Annotated in this window: 20 protein-coding genes; 3 read left to right on the forward strand and 17 right to left on the reverse strand. The window is 60.3% G+C overall.

Annotation, left to right across the window (positions count from 1 at the left end; genetic code table 11):
- Positions 1 to 32: 32 nt before the first annotated feature.
- The 12 genes from J7355_RS16745 to J7355_RS16800 all read right to left on the reverse strand — a co-directional run bounded on the left by J7355_RS16745 (position 33) and on the right by J7355_RS16800 (position 10,095).
- Positions 33 to 545 carry a hypothetical protein gene (locus J7355_RS16745; RefSeq protein WP_209064747.1) on the reverse strand — a complete coding sequence of 171 codons (513 nt, stop codon included), beginning with the start codon at positions 543 to 545 and terminating at the stop codon, positions 33 to 35.
- Positions 527 to 865, reverse strand: coding sequence for a TraV family lipoprotein (locus J7355_RS16750; RefSeq protein WP_209064748.1), 339 nt, complete (start codon positions 863 to 865; stop codon positions 527 to 529). Before J7355_RS16750 ends, J7355_RS16745 begins: the two co-directional genes overlap by 19 nt.
- The gene (locus J7355_RS16755) at positions 855 to 2,381 is read right to left on the reverse strand and encodes a hypothetical protein (RefSeq protein ID WP_209064750.1); all 1,527 of its coding nucleotides are present in this window, start codon (positions 2,379 to 2,381) and stop codon (positions 855 to 857) included. The genes J7355_RS16750 and J7355_RS16755 overlap by 11 nt, the downstream gene beginning before the upstream one ends.
- The gene (locus tag J7355_RS16760) at positions 2,368 to 3,183 is read right to left on the reverse strand and encodes a hypothetical protein (protein ID WP_209064752.1); all 816 of its coding nucleotides are present in this window, start codon (positions 3,181 to 3,183) and stop codon (positions 2,368 to 2,370) included. The genes J7355_RS16755 and J7355_RS16760 overlap by 14 nt, the downstream gene beginning before the upstream one ends.
- Positions 3,180 to 3,797: a hypothetical protein gene (locus J7355_RS16765; protein WP_209064754.1), complete on the reverse strand. Its 618-nt coding sequence runs from the start codon at positions 3,795 to 3,797 to the stop codon at positions 3,180 to 3,182. Before J7355_RS16765 ends, J7355_RS16760 begins: the two co-directional genes overlap by 4 nt.
- Positions 3,798 to 3,799: 2 nt before the next feature.
- Entirely contained in the window at positions 3,800 to 4,162 is a 363-nt protein-coding gene (locus tag J7355_RS16770) for a hypothetical protein (RefSeq protein WP_209064756.1), read from the reverse strand.
- Positions 4,159 to 4,581 (reverse strand): hypothetical protein, encoded by a 423-nt coding sequence (locus J7355_RS16775; protein ID WP_209064758.1) that lies wholly within the window; start codon positions 4,579 to 4,581, stop codon positions 4,159 to 4,161. Before J7355_RS16775 ends, J7355_RS16770 begins: the two co-directional genes overlap by 4 nt.
- Before the next feature lie 35 nt (positions 4,582 to 4,616).
- Positions 4,617 to 5,036 (reverse strand): hypothetical protein, encoded by a 420-nt coding sequence (locus J7355_RS16780; protein WP_209064760.1) that lies wholly within the window; start codon positions 5,034 to 5,036, stop codon positions 4,617 to 4,619.
- A 208-nt stretch (positions 5,037 to 5,244) separates the two neighbouring features.
- Positions 5,245 to 5,679, reverse strand: coding sequence for a hypothetical protein (locus J7355_RS16785; protein WP_209064762.1), 435 nt, complete (start codon positions 5,677 to 5,679; stop codon positions 5,245 to 5,247).
- A gap of 74 nt (positions 5,680 to 5,753) precedes the next feature.
- On the reverse strand, positions 5,754 to 6,116 hold the full coding sequence (locus J7355_RS16790) for a hypothetical protein (protein ID WP_209064764.1): 363 nt from the start codon (positions 6,114 to 6,116) through the stop codon (positions 5,754 to 5,756).
- 2 nt (positions 6,117 to 6,118) lie between these two features.
- Entirely contained in the window at positions 6,119 to 7,945 is a 1,827-nt protein-coding gene (locus tag J7355_RS16795) for a TraM recognition domain-containing protein (RefSeq protein ID WP_209064766.1), read from the reverse strand.
- The gene (locus J7355_RS16800) at positions 7,942 to 10,095 is read right to left on the reverse strand and encodes an ATP-dependent RecD-like DNA helicase (protein WP_209064767.1); all 2,154 of its coding nucleotides are present in this window, start codon (positions 10,093 to 10,095) and stop codon (positions 7,942 to 7,944) included. Before J7355_RS16800 ends, J7355_RS16795 begins: the two co-directional genes overlap by 4 nt.
- Positions 10,096 to 10,306: 211 nt before the next feature.
- On the opposite strand from J7355_RS16800, the gene J7355_RS16805 reads away from it, so the two are divergent.
- On the forward strand, positions 10,307 to 10,867 hold the full coding sequence (locus J7355_RS16805) for a hypothetical protein (protein ID WP_209064769.1): 561 nt from the start codon (positions 10,307 to 10,309) through the stop codon (positions 10,865 to 10,867).
- Between the two features lie 232 nt (positions 10,868 to 11,099).
- Here J7355_RS16805 and J7355_RS16810 read toward each other — a convergent pair whose 3' ends face one another.
- Together J7355_RS16810 and J7355_RS16815 are read right to left on the reverse strand one after the other, a co-directional pair.
- The gene (locus J7355_RS16810) at positions 11,100 to 12,617 is read right to left on the reverse strand and encodes a competence protein CoiA family protein (RefSeq protein ID WP_209064771.1); all 1,518 of its coding nucleotides are present in this window, start codon (positions 12,615 to 12,617) and stop codon (positions 11,100 to 11,102) included.
- A gap of 4 nt (positions 12,618 to 12,621) precedes the next feature.
- Complete coding sequence (locus J7355_RS16815; protein ID WP_348523050.1) at positions 12,622 to 13,317, reverse strand: helix-hairpin-helix domain-containing protein; 696 nt, start codon at positions 13,315 to 13,317, stop codon at positions 12,622 to 12,624.
- 289 nt (positions 13,318 to 13,606) lie between these two features.
- On the opposite strand from J7355_RS16815, the gene J7355_RS16820 reads away from it, so the two are divergent.
- A complete protein-coding gene (locus tag J7355_RS16820; RefSeq protein ID WP_209064775.1) occupies positions 13,607 to 14,617 on the forward strand; it encodes a hypothetical protein in 1,011 nt (336 codons plus the stop codon).
- 42 nt (positions 14,618 to 14,659) lie between these two features.
- Here the strand turns inward: J7355_RS16820 and J7355_RS16825 are convergent, their stop codons facing one another.
- Both J7355_RS16825 and J7355_RS16830 read right to left on the reverse strand, forming a co-directional pair.
- Positions 14,660 to 14,965 (reverse strand): hypothetical protein, encoded by a 306-nt coding sequence (locus J7355_RS16825; protein ID WP_209064777.1) that lies wholly within the window; start codon positions 14,963 to 14,965, stop codon positions 14,660 to 14,662.
- Between the two features lie 94 nt (positions 14,966 to 15,059).
- Positions 15,060 to 15,893 (reverse strand): hypothetical protein, encoded by an 834-nt coding sequence (locus tag J7355_RS16830; RefSeq protein WP_209064779.1) that lies wholly within the window; start codon positions 15,891 to 15,893, stop codon positions 15,060 to 15,062.
- 452 nt (positions 15,894 to 16,345) lie between these two features.
- Between J7355_RS16830 and J7355_RS16835 the strand changes: the two genes are divergently transcribed.
- Entirely contained in the window at positions 16,346 to 17,251 is a 906-nt protein-coding gene (locus tag J7355_RS16835; RefSeq protein ID WP_209064781.1) for a DNA replication terminus site-binding protein, read from the forward strand.
- Positions 17,252 to 17,266: 15 nt separating this feature from the next.
- Here the strand turns inward: J7355_RS16835 and J7355_RS16840 are convergent.
- On the reverse strand, positions 17,267 to 17,390 hold a 124-nt coding region (locus J7355_RS16840), incomplete at its 5' end, for a transposase (protein ID WP_209060178.1).

Consider the following 17,390-nt stretch of genomic DNA (forward strand, 5'->3'; position numbering starts at 1 on the left):
ATAGGCCGCTTCGGTGTAGTCAGCAACGCTCATTAGGATCCTCGCGGTCCGTAGACCATGATCAGTCGAGATTCAGGAAATATCGTGATCGGGATGTGCATGCGTTCGGTCAGCCATGCGACGACGTCGGCCACCTCGTGCTCACCGCGAATGGCATGTGGTACCAGTTGGCCTCGCACCCAGGGCGCAACGAAATGCGGTTGGTACCCCAGCGAGCGTGCGAGCGTGTCGATTACGATGCCCAGAGGCGTGTTCTCGGCGAAGAACAGCTGCACATCCGCCGAATCCAAGCCACCCGACGTGTTCGGGATATCTGTCTCATTCGCCAAGCGCATCTGATTACGGATGCGTTGGGCATCAGGTTCGCGGTTGGTCGCATGAGGGGCCTGGAAGTAGTTCTGGATCACCTGATTACGAATGGCGTCCTTGCTGATTTCATCGATACCGCTGTGCAAGCCCCCCTTGCCGGCGTGCCAGGGGGACGCATTGACCGGTAGGCTCATTGCCAGGCCCAGGCCTGCAGCAATCAGTAGTCGAGCTGCCATTGCGACTCCTTGATGACGGCGTACTGCCAGTGCCCATCGACCCGACGGCCGGTGGCCTTGTCGATATACGGCGGGATCCAGATGGGCATCACGGTTTCAGGCTGACGGATCGGTATGACCGGGTCAGAGGTTCCGGCTGCGGCTTGAGCCTGCAGGCCTTCACGGACCAGACGAACCGTGTCGCGCGCGCCCTGCTGTGTGACGCCGCTGTAAACCTCTTCGATCGAAGGCCCGACAATCGTGGGCCCCTTGGAGGCGCACCCGGTCAAAAGAGCCAACGCAGTCAACGCTGCGAATGCGCCGACGGTCTTATTGGACATTGCTTACCTCGGCATTTGAATTCTTGGCCAGATATTCGAAAGGTGTGGTGGTGATCATCGTCATGGGCAGGCCCGCCTGGATCCGCACGACTGGGATGATTCGAGCGGCCTGACGGTCATAGAACTCGGCGATCCGGCCGAAAGCCTCGCCGAATGCATCACCTGCAACCGCTGCAGGGATATTTCCCCCATCAATCGAACGCGCACTTCCGACACCGCCAGCCGCGCCGCCGCCAAAGATCTGCGTGTTGAACTGCGAATCGGAGAACACTTCGCCAGCAGCACTCATGCCTGCGGCGAACGAGGCGAGAGCGATCTCGCGGCCGCTGGCCTGGTCCAGGTAACCGGCAACGCCCATTTGATTGTCACGACGGTCGATCAGGTAGCCATTGATCGGGATGAACTGGGGCTTGCCATCGGGACCGACGTAGCTCAGACGTTCGATCTTCACGATGGCAGCGGGCCGATTCGATTCCTGGCCGACACAGGTGCCCGAGACGTGCGGCGAACCCATGTGATAGGTGGTGCCGTTAGGGCCGTGAAATTCGCCTTTGACGGGCAGCGTGATGGGGACTTCGGAAAGAAGGGCGCGCGGGCCGTCACCGCCACGCTGGCCCGACGCGTTTGCAACCGGGCAGGCAACCCCGTGCAGATCGGTAACGTGCACCCAGGAGTTTCCAGGCACAGTGATGCTGTCGTACTCCGGCTTCACTTCAACCACATCGCCCGTCAGCGGACTCATCGCGCCACCGGCCTCAGATGGCGGCGGCGGTGGCGTTGAGGTCGAGACCGGGCGGTTGGTCGCGGTACCAGAGCGCGAGCTAGAGGGGCTGCTGAACAGACCGCCGCTGGACTCTGCTGGCTGGGAACGCGCGCCAAGTTCCATATACGGGAACGCGTTATCGGGCTTGGCTTGGCCCTTGGTCGTCGTGCTGGAGGGCTGGTCATCAAGCGCGGGCAGGCCAGAAGTGCTTACGGTGCCGCCTTCGGGTTTCTGTCCGCCCAGCAGGGCATCCCGTTCTTCCAGAATGCGATCTTCGCCTTGGCGCTCAATAGCATTCGTGAGCTGGCTGAGCTTCTCCTCGACCGAGTTTTGAAGCTGCGCCATGTCACGTTGGCTATTACGCGTGTTCTCGTCGAGCGAGCGCCTGAGCTGCTCGATGCGCTCGTTCGCCGCGTTGACGCGCCGATCTACCGCAACAACAGACGATTCATTCGTGCGGTCATCGATGTTGAACGCCTCATCGACACCACTCTGGGCGATCTGATCCTCAGTGCGGCGCTGCTCTGCGCGCTCGCGATCGAAAGTCGTGGTCCGATCAGAATCGCGTTGCTGTACCTGTCCGCTGTTCGCACTCTGCGACTGGTCGTCGTCACCGGTGATAGCAGCGAACGTCTTCCAGACAAGCAAGCCGATGACGATCGCAACGACCGCTATCTTTACCGGGCTGCGACCTTTGTTCTCACCCTCACCGGCCGGGTCGGCATGCATGAGCTCGTCGTTATCTCGTGCCATGGAGGGTGCGCCGGTTACGATTGGAAACGATGTAGACCAGTCCCTTGTTCTGTGCACGCGCGGCATCAGCTGCGAACTCAGGGGCGGGGTCGAGGCGAAAATCTGACGGCATCATCGAGATTTCGCGCACGTGGCCAAATTGCTCGATCAGTTCACGTGAGCCGAACTCGATGTTGTCGATGGCCACGCGAAACGGAGTGCGGCCACGGTTTACCGCGAGAAGCACAATGCCTGTATCCCCACCCGCGCCGCGCCAAGTCTCCTCGAGGTAGAAAGCGACCGAGCCTTGCTCGAGAACAAGCCGCTGCTGCGGGGAGCCTGTGGCCTTCTGGATCTGGTAGCCGGAAGGCGTCGCGCCGCTCACCATGTACTTGATCAGGCGCTGCTTGCCGGGTTCGCGACCTTCGTCGCCGGATCCCACATGCTTCTGCGCTAGTGCCGGCGACTCATCGACGACGGAAACAGTGCCGTCAGCACAGGCACGCTCGATGACCTGCAGGCGGTATGAGTTGCCCGAAGCGCTCTGTACGAGCACCTGCGCGTTGTAGGACTGGCCGTCTTCCTCAGTCTTGATGAAAATGCGGTCAGGAAATGCAGCTTGATTGATCGAGATCCCTGCGGGCTGCTCGGGCAGCAGACCTCGCAACGCTTCAGGGAATTTAACCTCGGCGTACTGATCGTCAGCTGCGTAAACCGGCACAGCGCGGCCTTGATAGACGGTGACCCGATCGGTGCGATCACAGGCTGACCATGCCAGCGCAGGTGATGCTGCGACGAGTAAACCTAGCGCCCAACGCCTCATAGTTTTGTCTCCGTGATGCCGGTCACCCAGAGGCCAGCAGGGCGAGCCTCGGTCGGCGTGACTTTTTCCAGTCGCACAGCGATCTCGACTCGATAGGTCGTGTCATACGACGTCGCGACATAACGCTCGACGCGGCCGCGCATGCGGTAGAGATACCCAGTGTCACTCTCCTCCAGACCAGATTCCTGGAGGATCGTCGTCTTCTGGCTCAACTGGAGGTTCTGTATCCGCTCGGCCAGGTCACGCAGCTGACGGGCAACACCAACGGCCTTACCCGGCACAACCATGTTGGCCGCGCGTTTGAAATTCGCCTCGACGGTGTCGGCGTCGTAGTTGAAGCGGTTCGAAACGAAGTCTCGGGCATATCGCTTCACTGCTGCCGGCGGACGACGACGCGATGAAACCAACACGCCGTCTTCGTCCGGGAATGCGTACATGATCCGGTTGTTCGCCAGCTTCGTGTTCTGGGCATTCATGCTGAGCAGCGCAGCGCCCATCGCGACAACGGTGAGGATCAGGATGATCACCATCGCGACAAGGCCGAGAAAAAGACGCGTGTTGGAGCGTTCATAGCCGACCAGCGGTGATTCCCAGTCGAAGTCTTTGGTCGCCATAATCAGGGCTCGTATCGTTTCGATGCGCCCGGGGCCGGGGGGAGGCCGCAGCTTCCCCACGCCCGACTGAGCAGCGGTTGCAGAAACGGCAGATAACGCCGTGCAAAGGGGGACTCAGATGCACTTGAGGCCCAGAACGCGACAAAATTCGGCATACGGCCGGCGCTGGCCTTTTCGTACGCGTAGGCCAGTACGAGCGCGATCAGCGTGGCCTTGCCCATGCCCAGCATCGGCTTGCCGATGGCGATGATTGCCACCACGATGCCGGCGGTCTCCATTTGCAAGCCGAACGCCTTGAGCGGGGCCAGCGAATAGACGGGGCAGCGTCTGCTGCCCCAGTCAAAGTTGTCGCGAGACTCGTTCACGTGTTGGTCCGCTCAACGATCTCCATGCCACCGACCTGAAGGATCCACTGAACAGCCCACTCGCCGAAGCCGCCGATAATGGCAACAGCTGCGCCGATGTAGACCCACTTCGCGCCGAGGCCGAAGACGAGGCAGACGATCGCGACGATGGCGCCGATATAGACTGCCGAGTTAGCGACGATTCGCCAGATGGTGTAGAACGAGCTGACGATTTTTTCCGAGTCGGCATCATCGATCCCGAAATCGAGATTCGGGTTGTCGGCGAATGCCAGCATCGGCAGGAACCAAAGCGCCACCATGACCATTAGCGATCGGTTCACCCGGTTCCAACGGTCCAAAGTGGCGGCACTCATCGTGTTATTTCCCACTGCGAGCGGGGCGTCCGGCCGGCGGCCGGTAAACAGTTCATAGACAGACATTTTCTGCTCCATTGGTGGAGGTCACGGCACGGGTTTCAGTTGGTCGGTGCATCCGTTGCCCGCGGGGCGCCGGGCACGAAGTAGTCAGCAGACGGTGTGAGTGTTTGGTACTCGAGGCGACGCCGCTCCGGCATCAGCACAGGCGAGAGCTGACCGTTCAGGTACTGCAGGTCGTCGAGGAACAGGTCATAGCGAAAGCCCGGCAACGCGTAAGACGTGCGCGCGGCCTGCACTTCGCGTGCGGCATTGGCGAGCAGCTGCTGAGCACGCGATAGGTGTTCGAACGCCCGTTGGTAGAGCGGATTGCGTTGATCGATTCGCGGTATCGAGCCGAAGTCCTGAGCCGGGTAGCGATCGCCACGCTGACCCTGCTGGGCGTGCGCCGGCAGTGCCAGGCAAAGCGTCACAGCCAGGGTCGTAATGACGCCAGTCAGGGCGGTCTTGGTGAGTGCCACGGTCGATCCTCATGTCTCGGTTACCCCTACAAAGGGGGTCCGAGTGGAGCATCTGACCGGGATTTCCGAAATATTCTGAAAATTAGTGAATTGGCGACGATCTGGCGGGGTTGAGTAGGGAAACGATGCGAGTGCGATCTGCCGACCTGAACGAAAAAAGCCGCCGAGAGGGTGCCCTCGGCGGCTCTGCGTGGGATGCGGTCAGGATCTATCGGTAGATATCACACACACCGACCTGATCTTTTCTGAGCCATTCGAGTTCGGGATTCGAGGTGATGGTGAAATTGCTGTACTGAGGATTGAACAGTGCCCCCTTCGGCGCACGCGAGCGTATGCGGCCGATGAACGCGACTTTTACGTTGTCGCTGCCGATCTGTTCCACTGTTCCAACGTAGTTGCCCCAGGTGCAAACGCGGTCGCCAACGGAAAGGGGGGCTGACGACGCCCGTTCGAAGTTGCGCTTCGCTACTGCGTCGGCCTTTCGCTTCTTATCTGCCTTCGCTTTGGCCCAAGAATCGGAATTCGCCACATATTCTTGCTGGGCACTGACTACTTGGGGCTCTAGAGCGTTCATCCACTCAGCGGCCTCCAGCACGTTATCGAAACTGGAGTTGGTCACTCCGAAACTGTCGGATGGATTCACCAGGTGCCGGTAGGGGCGATCGTCCAGAATATCGATGATTTCGGCCGCCAGCCAAGCGCCGCAAGTGTCTATTTTTAATTCGGTCTGTTCTTGCGATAGTCACGGAACATACGCGCTGAATCGCGAACTCGAGCGAAGAAGAAGCGGTTGACCATCAGGCCCAGCCAGCTCACCACCAGGCCGACCATCGTCATCGCGACATAGACGATCGCGCCCCAAGATCGCGAGAGCATATTCGACGTCCAGTGGTGCGTCAGATCGAGCGAGAGGCCCACGAACACGACGAATAAAAACAGGCCGACATAGGCTGGCCAGCCAATGGTGTCGAGGTAGTACCAGGCGGTATCCATCCAGTGATCCCACAGATCCCATAGGTTCCAATCCCAGTGACGCAGGGAATTGACCCAATCGTTATCGGTCCATTGAAACTCAGCCATGATCAGACCCTCGCGGCTTGCAGCAGCGTGTTGTGTTCCTTGTCGAGGAGCTTGGTGGCGAGATTCAGCCCCGGCTTCGCCGCACGCTCGTAGCGGGGAAGGGTGATCTCGTCGAGGTTGGGCACATCGCCTTCGAAGCGCACCCGCGGTAGACGCAGCCGATACGTGCCCTGTTTGCCGATCAGGATTGCGTCACCGGCGTCCATGGCGAAGTCCTCCGGGTTGAGAAGGTCTTCACGCATTTCCCTATAGCCGTCCGACATCGTCTGACCGTGGGCCTCTGTGCGCAGCAGGCCGGACTCCCAGTTCTTGTAGTTCGAGCCGAAAGACGTGCCCATGTTCTTCTGGCGGAACTGGTTGATGACCGTGCCAGCGAGTTTGATGGCCGTGTCGCGCGTATCGGGATCACGCACGTCGAGATAGACATGGTTCCAGGCGTTGGTAAGGATGTTCGCCGTGAACTCTTTGCCGATCTTGTCGAGGAAGCCGCGGCCCTGCACCGAGCAGATCATCGATATGCCGGCGCCGCGCGCGGCCATGAACAGCTCCTCGTGGGTCTCGTCCGCGAACGACCCGTACTCATCGAGAAAGACCAGGTAGGGCAGCATGGCCTTGGTGCGGTCAGCGTAGAGCTGGCCGACCGCCCGCGACAGGTCAGCCAGAAACAGCCGACCGAATACCTCGACACCCTGTTTGTCCGAGAGCGCCGGCAGCGAAATCATGACGATCTTGGATTCGAGAATGCAGCTCTTCAGCTCGATATCCGGGTTGTAGTCGTTGATCAGCGCGCGGTACTCGCTATGGCAGAAGTCCATCAGCAATGAGCGCAGGCCGGTCAACAGATCGCGAAAGCGGTTGTAGTTGAGCTGCTGCACCCCGTCCTTGTCCGGCGAAATCCAGCCGATCAGGTACTGCATCACGAACTCACGCTCTTCCTGCATGTGCGCGGGCATCTGCGCGTAGTAGTCGATGAACAGACGCGGCTGCGAGATCAAGGCTGCGAGATCAGCGAAATTGAAGCGCGGATCGCCGGGCTGACAGCGTAAGCAGATGATCGCGGCGATCAGGGTGTTGCGGTTAAGGCGAGACCAGAACTCGTTATCGCCGCTCTTGCCGCCGCCTTCGAGCTTCATCGCCGTCGATACGAGCTGACGCACGGAACCATGAATGAGCGGGTTGTAGCTGTGCGACAGATCCGGGCGGTCGAGGTTGAGGTACATGCAGTCGTGCTCACGATGATGGTCGCGCGCCATCGTGTAGAGCTCGGTGAACATGCCTTCGTCGCCCTTGGCGTCGAACATGATCAGGCCACCACCGCGCCGGATCTGGCCATAGGCCATCGACTTATACATCTCCGATTTGCCGACACCCGTCGAACCGCCTACGAAGACGTGCCGGGTCGCGATATCGTCGGTCAGGAACAGCGGCCGCATCCGGTGAATCACCTTTCGGTTATAGGCGACACGGTCGTCTGTTGTGATCTGCCCCTTGAGCGCCTGAATGCGTGCCAGACCTTCGCGATACGAGGTGAAATCCATCGCATGGCCGACATAGAGATGATTGATCAGGCTCGGTTCTGAGGGCGTCTGGAAGCGATACATGCTGTCGATCGCCGGGGGCTGGCTCGAGCGCACACGCAGACGCTGAGCCAGACCCGCGAACAAGCCCACGGGTAAGCCGACAAGCGCGACGACGGGCAGCAGATGCATGGGCACGAATGGTGTGGCCAGTGCCACCGCCATCGGCACGATGAGCAAGGCAAGGCGCGCGCGCCCCGCAGATGCAATGCGGTCATCCAGCGTCATGCTGGAAGCGGTTCGAGCGCTCATGCGGCCTCGCTATTCTGGTGGTCCTTGATCAACTGCGCGAATCCAGACCAGACCTCCGGCCGTCGCCGGGTCAGTGCCTTGGTAAAGGCCTCGGCGTCACCGATCACGATCAGGTGGCGCTGTGCTGCACACGCGAGCGTGTAAAGCATGACCTGGTGGGCAAGTATCGGGTGCGTGTTCTCCGTCATCACCAGGATCACGGCATCCGCACGTTCGCCCATCAGCATTGACATAGATCGCATGCCATCGCGCTTCAGGCGTTTCTCTGCGTTGGCTGGAAGCTCGACAGTCGAACTCATTGGCTCGCCCTGACGATCGATGCGGGTGACTTTTATGGGTGGCCGGTCACGATCGATACGCACCCGGTAGCCCGCCTTGAGCCCCACGCTGTTGATGTCCTCCACGACACAGGCATGCCGGTCTTTACGCAGGGCGTATGTCTGGCCAGGGCTCTCACCGTGACGTTTCCCAAGCCATTCGCGCACGAGCGTGGCGTCAGACTCTCCCGACAAACTCGGGAGCATGAGCAGGCTGTTTTCGAGTTCGAGGCCGGGCAGGACGTGTTCGTAGACGTCATCCAACAACGCGCCGATCGCAGAAGACGGGCACTGGAGCATGCTGATCGGGCCGTCGAGGTTGTCGACCCAGTCCGCAGGATCGCAATGCCCCGCCCAGGCGGCCCCGATGGCTCGGGCAGGTGCTGCATTGGCGCTTAGCGACTGGGCTTTGTAGCAGGCCAGACGCTCGGTAAGCACCAGATCGAGGTAAGGGTGGCCAGGAGCAAGGGACGGCTGGCAGTAGATGTCACCCATCAAGATGAGGCCGCAGTCGTCGGGGATCGCTGCACACAGATCGCGCAGGCGCTCGATACCGAGCTGTTCGGCGTGGGTGACGATGATGCACTCGGCATCGATCGGCGCGTCTGGTCCGGCACCCGGCTGACGATCGTCGTCGTATGCCAGACACGATGAAAGGCTCAGGGCAGTGAGGCCGTCGCTGGCTTCGTTGAGAATTTCGGCGTGTAGCGCGTCCGCGGAGCAGACCACGCAGGACACGGAAAGTGCATCGAACAGATGGGCCAGCGACACAACCACCGCGTCATCGTCGCCGGCGCGAGGTATGTCGATCACGCACGCCGCGTGGGAGAGGGCGAATTCACAGATCGCCCGGTGATGATCGAGAATCCGTGGGCGGCCCATCGCCTGCATCGCGCCATCGATGCCCACCCAGTCGGTCGCCGATTCGTAGGCGGTGTCGTGACACTCGATACGGTCAATCGCCTCGAGCGCACGTAGCTCGGCGTCGTAGAGGCGAGGCAGGTAGATCCGTTCACCGATACGTGCCAGACGTGCGTCGAGCACGATGTTGTCCAGCGTCTTTTCTATGGCGGCTTCGGTGAGATGGTGGCGAGCCAGCATGCGAGACAAACGCGCGACCAGCTTGTCCTGCGGCACATAGGTATGCCCAAGCGTACACATCAGTCGAACGCGGCGAAGGATCAGTGCCCTCAGACGCGGTAGACCGGCCGGGTCGGCACCGTGAGCCTCGGCATAGCGCTCGACCGGGGTAAAGTCGACCGTGTCGTCGAGTACATAGGCCAGATACGGATTGGCCGATAGTTCGTCGGCAAGCCGTTCAAAATCCCCCGCAAACGATGATTCGAGCCGTTCCGTCTGGACGCTCGATAGGCGCATGCCGGCCATGATCGAGCGCGCACGATGTTGCAGTCGTGCAGCTTTCCAGGCGCTATCCATCACGCCCACGGTGACCGCATCGAGGCCTGGGATCTCGTTGAGCCGCTCGGGATTCTCATCGAGCACCGTGGTCGTGCGATCGCCGAACCGGGACACGATTAACGACGCGATAGAGCTATCGCAATCCAGCGCCTGCTGCAGGTAGCGGATCAGACCCTGGGCGTCGGTCGGCGGCGATGATTCAACCCGGTCGGCGTAGAACACGCACGCCGGCGGGGGATGATTCGACCAGTAGCCGGCCAGCACCACCCGTTCGCCCACATAAAGCGCCTGCGTTTCGCAAAGCGCGTTGAAAGCGCGGCCCTGTTCGGTCTGAATCGTGAGGATGCACCGACCGGTGCCTGGTGAGCGCCAGGCAACCTCTGTCAGCGTTCCGGAGATACGTTCACTGTCCATACCCCCATAAAGAGGGTGGCTGTGTTGCGATCGGCTTTCTGAGTGCTTTAATTGGTTTAAGAAAAGCACTTCGTTGCTGGCGGTATCAGCCTGCTACTTTCAATAGGGATAGGCTTGAAGGATCGCGGCGTGGGAAACCGGGCCGAGAAAAGCCGTGCAAGCTATTTCGATAACGACAGGCGTGGCAGCAGTAAAGTCGAGGGGGAGAAAGATGAGCAGCAACACTGCCGCCTGGGTACAGGCAATCTCTGCGATCGGACTGCCGTTGTTTATTTTATGGTTTCAGTCTATCCGGGACGCTGCGCGCGACCGTGAGTTCCAACGCCAGTCCGTGGGGAACATAACTGACCATGTGCGCGAACTCCGCGACACTTTCAAACATCTATCTGATAGCTACGAGACTGGCCAGCAAAGTTTCTATACAAACTGTGATGTGCTGAGTGAAACACTCGACAACCCTTATAGCGTCGCGCAGGTTCCGATTTACGCGATGCGTCTCGATTCTTACTGGCAAGTACGCTTAAAAAATCTGGCGGGATATTACAGGGAGACAGTAGAAATCGGTCTGAGTATCGAGCCCCTTAATCCAGAGAGATTGCACGAACGGGACTGGGAGTTAGCGGGGAAAACCATTGAGGCGGGTATGAAGTTAGCGTCTTCGATGTACGAAACGAGCAACGAAGAATTTTATGCCCCGTCGTGGACTCCGACCCGCTACCTGCTGCACCGCTACAAAGGGCCGATTGATTGGCTCACGTTCTTTTCTGCGTGAGCGTGAGCAATTCGATTGAGAGTCTATCGAGGGCGGGGATCAATCGGTGTCGCGACAGTTAGCAACAATACCGGTCGGGTCTCTTGCGATACGCACGCGCACGCACTCTACAGCGGGACCACGGAACACCATGATGGTCTCTCCGATCTCGCGAAGCGAGTCATCGGGCGAGAACTTCCGGCAGGAACATGAATGCCCCGTGTAGCGTCGGCTCAGTCCGCCGGGCGGGGCGTTAAACCTCCCAAGGCACGATACGCACGCGGGGATACTCATTCGCTGCGTATCCACTGCCCTCAAGGCACAGGACAGAGTGTTTCTCCAGACGATGGAGAAAGCCTTTTGCGTCGCTGTATCGCTGGGTTAGTGATTCATCGTCATCGGGCCAATCGAATAGGGTGCTGTAGAAGTCGCTCAATGCGATTTGGTCAGGAGATGTGTAATCGATGTGGCCGCCGAAAAGCCCGCGCAGGATCTCGTGATACCAGATCACCGATGTCCATACCCGGTAGTGCGTGCCCCATGAATAGCTCCATTCACCCGGGTCACTGGGCGGCGGAACCCGCAGCCATTCCTGTGCAACAACCTCCATCTGTTCGGAAGCTGAGAGGTAATGAAAATCCTCCAGGTATCCGATACCGCGCGAGAGCAGGGTCTTGTCCTTTCGGATGACCCCCTTCCTCGCGTTGCGTCGGAGTTTCTTTCGCCAGTGATCAACACCCAGCCAGCAGACGCGCAGGGATTGCCGGAACTCGGCCCTCGTGCGCCCCGGCGATACGGAAATGGCCAGTACCGGATGATCACGCGCCGGCACCAAGTCAAGCATGCCGCTCAGGCCGACCTCGATCGCAGCGGTGGGTTTGCCGCCCACGATCCCCGAGCCACGCCAGATATAGTCGTCACCCCGGCGCCACTTCGGATCCACCGAGGTCAACTGCGGCGAAGCGGTTGCCTGGTTGCCGTCCACGTAATCGTCGTCCGGCACGGTTTCGACCAAGGTCGGCCAGGGAAAACGGCTCGACGTCAGCCATTCTTCGTCGCGTAAACGCCGAACAGTCTGCTCGAGGAGTCGAACAAGGCTCGCATTGCGATCACGCACGTCAGAATCGAGCTTCGCCTTGGCCATTGTCTTCGCGCGCTCGGCTGCGGCGCAGTGAAGCCATTGCCTTGGCGCCTCTGACAGAACAGCGCGGCTCACTTCATCCGGTGTGGCGTTCCATGGCAACCGAGACAGATCGATTTCGATGGCGTCATGGCCATAGCCGAGATATTTCTCCCGCTCCGCGTCTCCTTTGGCATGCGTGACCCGAATCTCGACTGCAAGGGCGGGTTTTGGGCCTGTGTGATGCAACACAACATCGGCACGCAGATCGTTGCCCACCGCAGCCTCGCAAAGGGCCTTGCCAATCCTGTAGGTGCCTGCGTGAACCGACCACTTGTCGTGCTGAACATCGCCGCGGATGTCGGCCTGGCTCAGCTGCCCGGTGAGTTCGGGCGTGGCAACGCTTTCGCCGGCGGCGGCCGCGTCGACCAGAGCCTGTTTGCCGGCAAGGTGCAGCGCTGATTCGCCACGACACGTCGTCGTGGTCGCGTGCCTGAAATGCTTCGCGTACTTGTTGCCCTGGTGGGCGATCAGCGCTGTCTTGCAGTCGGGACAGACACAGCCGCACGCTTTGCCGCGCTCGACTTGCGAAGCGTGGCGGGCACGCCCGGCGGAATCCATCCCCCAAGCGATTCGAACGGTGCTTTGCATCCGTTCAGCCGGGCAGGCGCTCACCCGCGACCGGGATGGTCGCGCCTTGCAGCCGCGCGCGTGCCTCGGTTTGCAGCTTCACGGCCGTCGCATGGCCGATGCCCTCGATCGTCTTCAGCTCGTCGACACTGCTCTGGGCCAGTGCCTCCAGGCTCGTAAGACCGGCACCGCGAAGGCCCATCAGACGTGCCTTGCCGATGTTGGGTAGCGAGTCGACGGTCAGCCCGAACCTCGATTCGGGGAAACCCGCGTAGCTCTTGGTCAGCCGCTGGTAGTAATCGTCGAAGGCGTCTGAGTGAGTCGACAGCGCACGTATCTGCGCGAGCTTATCGTTGGCACTGAGCAGGCTCTCGACGATCTGACGATACGCCTTGAGAAAGGACAGGTAGCCGTCAGGCATGATCGAGCCTATATCCGAGGATGACGAGCTGTCCGGCAGGCCATTGCCATAGCCTGTCCAGGGAAGCCAGATGCCGTCCGCCGCGGTGCCGTATGTGGGCGCTTCGCTGGGGCGGCCGCGGAACACTTCGCCGTGATGCTGGAGCACATGAAAAGGGGTGCGAAGCTGCAGCGTCGCGGCGAACGCGTAGCCTTCAATCACGTCGGCGAACTCATCGTGTTGTCTCTCGGCCCGCACAGTGGACTGCGGGTGCCCGGACTCGCTCCGGCGCGACCCCAGTAACGACAGCAGCTTCTTCACGATGTGCAAAAGTTTCTCCCCTCGGCCAGGTATCCCCGCGTCAATAGCGCGCAGTGCCTACTATATCGAATGAACGTCGCAAAATTACTCGGCAAAAGCAAAAAATCAAGTTTGTATTAGGTATCAAGCGGTAAAACCCCGCGAATCGCGAGAGAAGGCGCTGATTAAAACTGCGCAATGAAGCGACTTTTGCCAAAACCGCACGCGACAGGCCAATTCTTACTTCTGTGTCGCTAGAGGGCGCGACACACGGGGTTATTCGTTCGCGAGATGGGACCGGGGGGTCATGATGAAACGAGTTATAGCTGGCGCTTTGGCGCTATGTGCCGCACTGCTTGCCGGGTGCGTGAGCTTCCACACAAACAATGGCGAAAATGCAGATGCCGAGAGCAGCAAGATGCCGGGGCTCTATTACTACCTGCCGAAGAAAGACTTGATCGTTACGCTCACTGTCGAGCAGAAAGGCAATTCTGAACCCGTTTACAGGTTCGACTTCGACACCTCCGCGGCTTATCCGAATTTGTCGCAGTCGTATCGGCTGAACCAGACAAAGCAGTTTTTCGCCAACGTGGAGGACAAGTACGAAATCAGCAAATCTGGGCTGTTGAACAGCGTCGACGTCAAATCTGAATCTAAAGTGGAGACCGTGCTGGACAACCTTACAGGTAAACCTACAAAGGGATTTGTTGAGAAACCTGTTAAATGTGCCGTAGGCACTCACGTGTTGGTAATCGATCCGGCTAGTAATGCTGAAAAATCCCCAGACAATGATGGGTATCGCAGCGCGGGAGAGCTTTGCCAATTCAAAATTATGTATCGGGTACTCAAATCCGGTAAGACCTATCATGAGCCGCCCTCTTTGGACGTCCCGCTCGCGGGCATCGTCTATCGCAATGATCAGCCATATGCGATCGAGATTCGGTCAGGCACAGTCCTGAAAGCCCGGAAGATCCTGTTTTCGCCCACGGGGGCACTGGCACGCAGGCTGCCTCTGAAGAAAGGCTTTTTCGCTCAGACCGACCACAAGTTCGTTATGGAAGACGGGCGACTCACCCATGTCGACTACACCAAAGACAGCGAGCTGGCGACGGTACTGACGGCGCCGGCGAAGTTGATTGGTGCCTATACCGGTGCCCTGGGCCAGATCCTGTCGGGCATACACGGGCCGTCGAACGAACGGCTTGAGGCAGACAAGATCGAGGCCAATCAGCAGTTGCTCAAGGCGAAAATCGAACAGTGTCGGGACGCGCTCGACGAGGGCGTCGAGGTGGCGGTCGCGCAGACGCTCTGCGCGTTCTGATCCGATGCGGGCCGGAGCGCATCCGGCCCGCTCGGTTTCGCGCTAGACGCGTGCGGTGATGCGCGCTTCCGTGGCCCGTGCGATGCGGTCCAGGTAAGCCAGCACCTGTGCGAGCGCCATGAAAAGCGCGCATTCGATCACACCGGCCACGATCCAGATCATGGATGGAATGAAATCGATGAGCGTGGGATCGTACCGATAGCTCGTTTCGGGCCACAGATTGACCCCGACGACCAATGACGCAACGAAAAAGAGAATGCCGATGACGCCAAGGGTGGTCGCCATACCCGGCATGGTCGATGTTTCGATCGGGGCCGAAGGCGGCGTGCTCACGGTAACTTCTGACATGGTGGGTTCCCCCGAAAACGCCCACATGGGCGCGTCAGAAGAGTAGCGCGGCCGCTCGCGTTTGTGCCCTGTGTCCGGGCAAAAAAAATCGCGCTTATTCGTCCACCGGCATGAACGGCAGCTTGTCCCAGCCCTCGACCAGCTCGCGCATGGTCATGTCCATGAGCACGCGCAGGCGCACGGCCACGGTGCGGATGATCTCCGGCTCGTGACGCCGGGCATGCAGATCGATCAGGCGCATGTACTTCACACCATCGGCCATCAGGCCGCTGTCGGTACGCAGCAGATGATTCCACAGCGCGCGCACATGCGGCAGATAGCCCTCACGCGAGGTGGGTAGCGGGCGATCACCGGCCAGGCCCTCGAGCACGCCGGCGGTGAGATTGCGCACCAGTGCGGCGTTGGTGCGGGTATCGCGATCCTGACTCATGGTCGCCAGGTAGGCATGCACGCAGGCGCTGGTGAAGGTGATGGCCACGAGCAGGCGTCGCGCGTTGGAGCCATCGCGAAACAGATCCTCGGGCAAAGCCCCGACGTCATGCTCGCAGACCTTTTCGATGAGTCGGCAGCACAGCAGGATCACGGCCTGGTCGTCCGGTCGGGGGGCGGCAATTTCATGGCGGATACGCGTCATCGGTGAGTGGTAGGGCAGTGCCAGTGAGGAACAGCCCAGACCCATCGCCTGATCCACGAGTCCGATCAGAATCGCCTCGGGGCGATCGTTGTCGCTATCGACGCCTTCGAGTGCCCCGGTGATCTCGATCAGATCGATGTTGAAGAACGGCCCGACACGCTTGCACGCCTGCGGGTCCAGTCCTTCGGCACAGGCGCCCACCCAATGCGGCGGCACCCCGTGATAGCGGCACTTCTCACGAAAGTCGACATCATTGACCAGCGCCGTCGTGTCCTTGACGACCATCTGGATCACGGGCGCCCCATCATCCGATGGCTCCGGCTGTCTGTCCTCTATCACTAAAGCGCACCCCGAACAGCAATCACGCGTAACACCCAGGCACCAACACCCATCCAATAATGAAGATTTTATATCATCCTACACAGCGCCCCGCCACCCAAGGCGGGCTGCCCACCCTCGAGTCCTATCTTATCGGCATCGGTGGCCATATCTGACCCCGTTTTTGCCGAACCTGCGAAGCCGAAAAAAACAGGGGAAAAAAAGGGGGAAAACCGCGACAAGATCGGGGCGCCGTTCCGTGAGGGTTCGGCACGGCGTGGTAGGTGGTGGTGGCTGTGTAGGTTGATATAAATATCGGGCTTGGGGTGGGGCGTTTGGGCTGTAAGGGTAGGGTGCATATAGTGGATTGGGAGACGAACAAAGCCGCACGGTCTGTGTAGGTTGATATAAATAATGCGGGGGTAGGGATGGACGACATCGCGACAATCAAGGCTGAGATCGCCCAGGCGGCGCGCGCGCTGGAAGGGTGGGTGCGTGAGTTCAACGATGCCCTGGCCCTGTATGCCGCCGACTGGCCCGCAGTCTGCTACGCGATCGAGCGCTTCAATCCCGACATGCCCCAACAGGCACTCACGGTGACGCGCAGTGTCGGCGAGCCGGCACGTTTGAACGCCCGCGCGATCTTCGCGGCGATCGACTACGCGCCCGAGCAGTCACCGAACACCGTGCGACGCATGGCCGGTGTCGTGTGCGCGCCACGCGAGGTGCTGCCGGCACTCGATGGCCTCAACGCCGCGAAAGAGGCGCTCAAGACGTCGGTGGGCAAACTGCCGCGCGGTCGCTGGCAGCGTGAGCGCGCCAGCATGTCGCGGGCGGCGACTCTGTCACTGCTGCAGGCCTACCGGCGGGTGCGGGTGCTGCCGGATGGGGCATCGCGTGTGAGCTTCACGTGGGATCGCCACGGCGCGTCCGGCCGGCGCCTGACTGTTGCCCAGGCGCGCGAGCTGGTCCAGGCGCCGGGCTATCACGGCCCGATTTCACAGGCCCGCCAGAACATCGAACGCGCCGCGCTCGTGGATCTGCCCGAAACCGAAGTGCTGCTCCAGCGCAAGCCGATCGCACCGACGCCGGCGGCCAATGTCTGGCTCACGCCCGACGCGCGCCCGATCGCCTTCCGCGTGGACATGCCGGTGGTGGTGATCACCGATGCCCCCGAGCAGGCGCCCAAGATCTACGATCTCGAAGACTTCGATCCGCAGACGCCGGCACGAAAGACCCGCTCGGATCGGCGGGTGGAAGATCAGCCCCTGATCGAGCGGCTGCATCTGTATCGCTACACCGCGGCCTGGCGCGGCTCTAACTCGCGCAACTGAGTGCAAAAAAAAGGTTCATCGCACTTTACCGGGAAACGCGGCTTTGATTTTGAGGAAGAAGTAGTCGGCGTTACGAAAGCCATAGGCTTGGCGTTTGATGACTTTAATGCGGTTGTTCATGCCTTCGAGCACGCTGGTA

Origin of the sequence: Endozoicomonas sp. G2_2, assembly GCF_017744135.1 — a bacterium.
Lineage (GTDB): Bacteria > Pseudomonadota > Gammaproteobacteria > Nevskiales > Salinisphaeraceae > Salinisphaera.

Bases quoted from the DNA above. Each gene is read 5' to 3' on its own strand.
- J7355_RS16745 (WP_209064747.1), bottom strand. From the start codon at position 545: ATGGCAGCTCGACTACTGATTGCTGCAGGCCTGGGCCTGGCAATGAGC.
- J7355_RS16750 (WP_209064748.1), bottom strand. From the start codon at position 865: ATGTCCAATAAGACCGTCGGCGCATTCGCAGCGTTGACTGCGTTGGCT.
- J7355_RS16755 (WP_209064750.1), bottom strand. From the start codon at position 2,381: ATGGCACGAGATAACGACGAGCTCATGCATGCCGACCCGGCCGGTGAG.
- J7355_RS16760 (WP_209064752.1), bottom strand. From the start codon at position 3,183: ATGAGGCGTTGGGCGCTAGGTTTACTCGTCGCAGCATCACCTGCGCTG.
- J7355_RS16765 (WP_209064754.1), bottom strand. From the start codon at position 3,797: ATGGCGACCAAAGACTTCGACTGGGAATCACCGCTGGTCGGCTATGAA.
- J7355_RS16775 (WP_209064758.1), bottom strand. From the start codon at position 4,581: ATGTCTGTCTATGAACTGTTTACCGGCCGCCGGCCGGACGCCCCGCTC.
- J7355_RS16790 (WP_209064764.1), bottom strand. From the start codon at position 6,116: ATGGCTGAGTTTCAATGGACCGATAACGATTGGGTCAATTCCCTGCGT.
- J7355_RS16795 (WP_209064766.1), bottom strand. From the start codon at position 7,945: ATGAGCGCTCGAACCGCTTCCAGCATGACGCTGGATGACCGCATTGCA.
- J7355_RS16800 (WP_209064767.1), bottom strand. From the start codon at position 10,095: ATGGACAGTGAACGTATCTCCGGAACGCTGACAGAGGTTGCCTGGCGC.
- J7355_RS16805 (WP_209064769.1), top strand. From the start codon at position 10,307: ATGAGCAGCAACACTGCCGCCTGGGTACAGGCAATCTCTGCGATCGGA.
- J7355_RS16810 (WP_209064771.1), bottom strand. From the start codon at position 12,617: ATGCAAAGCACCGTTCGAATCGCTTGGGGGATGGATTCCGCCGGGCGT.
- J7355_RS16820 (WP_209064775.1), top strand. From the start codon at position 13,607: ATGAAACGAGTTATAGCTGGCGCTTTGGCGCTATGTGCCGCACTGCTT.
- J7355_RS16825 (WP_209064777.1), bottom strand. From the start codon at position 14,965: ATGTCAGAAGTTACCGTGAGCACGCCGCCTTCGGCCCCGATCGAAACA.
- J7355_RS16835 (WP_209064781.1), top strand. From the start codon at position 16,346: ATGGACGACATCGCGACAATCAAGGCTGAGATCGCCCAGGCGGCGCGC.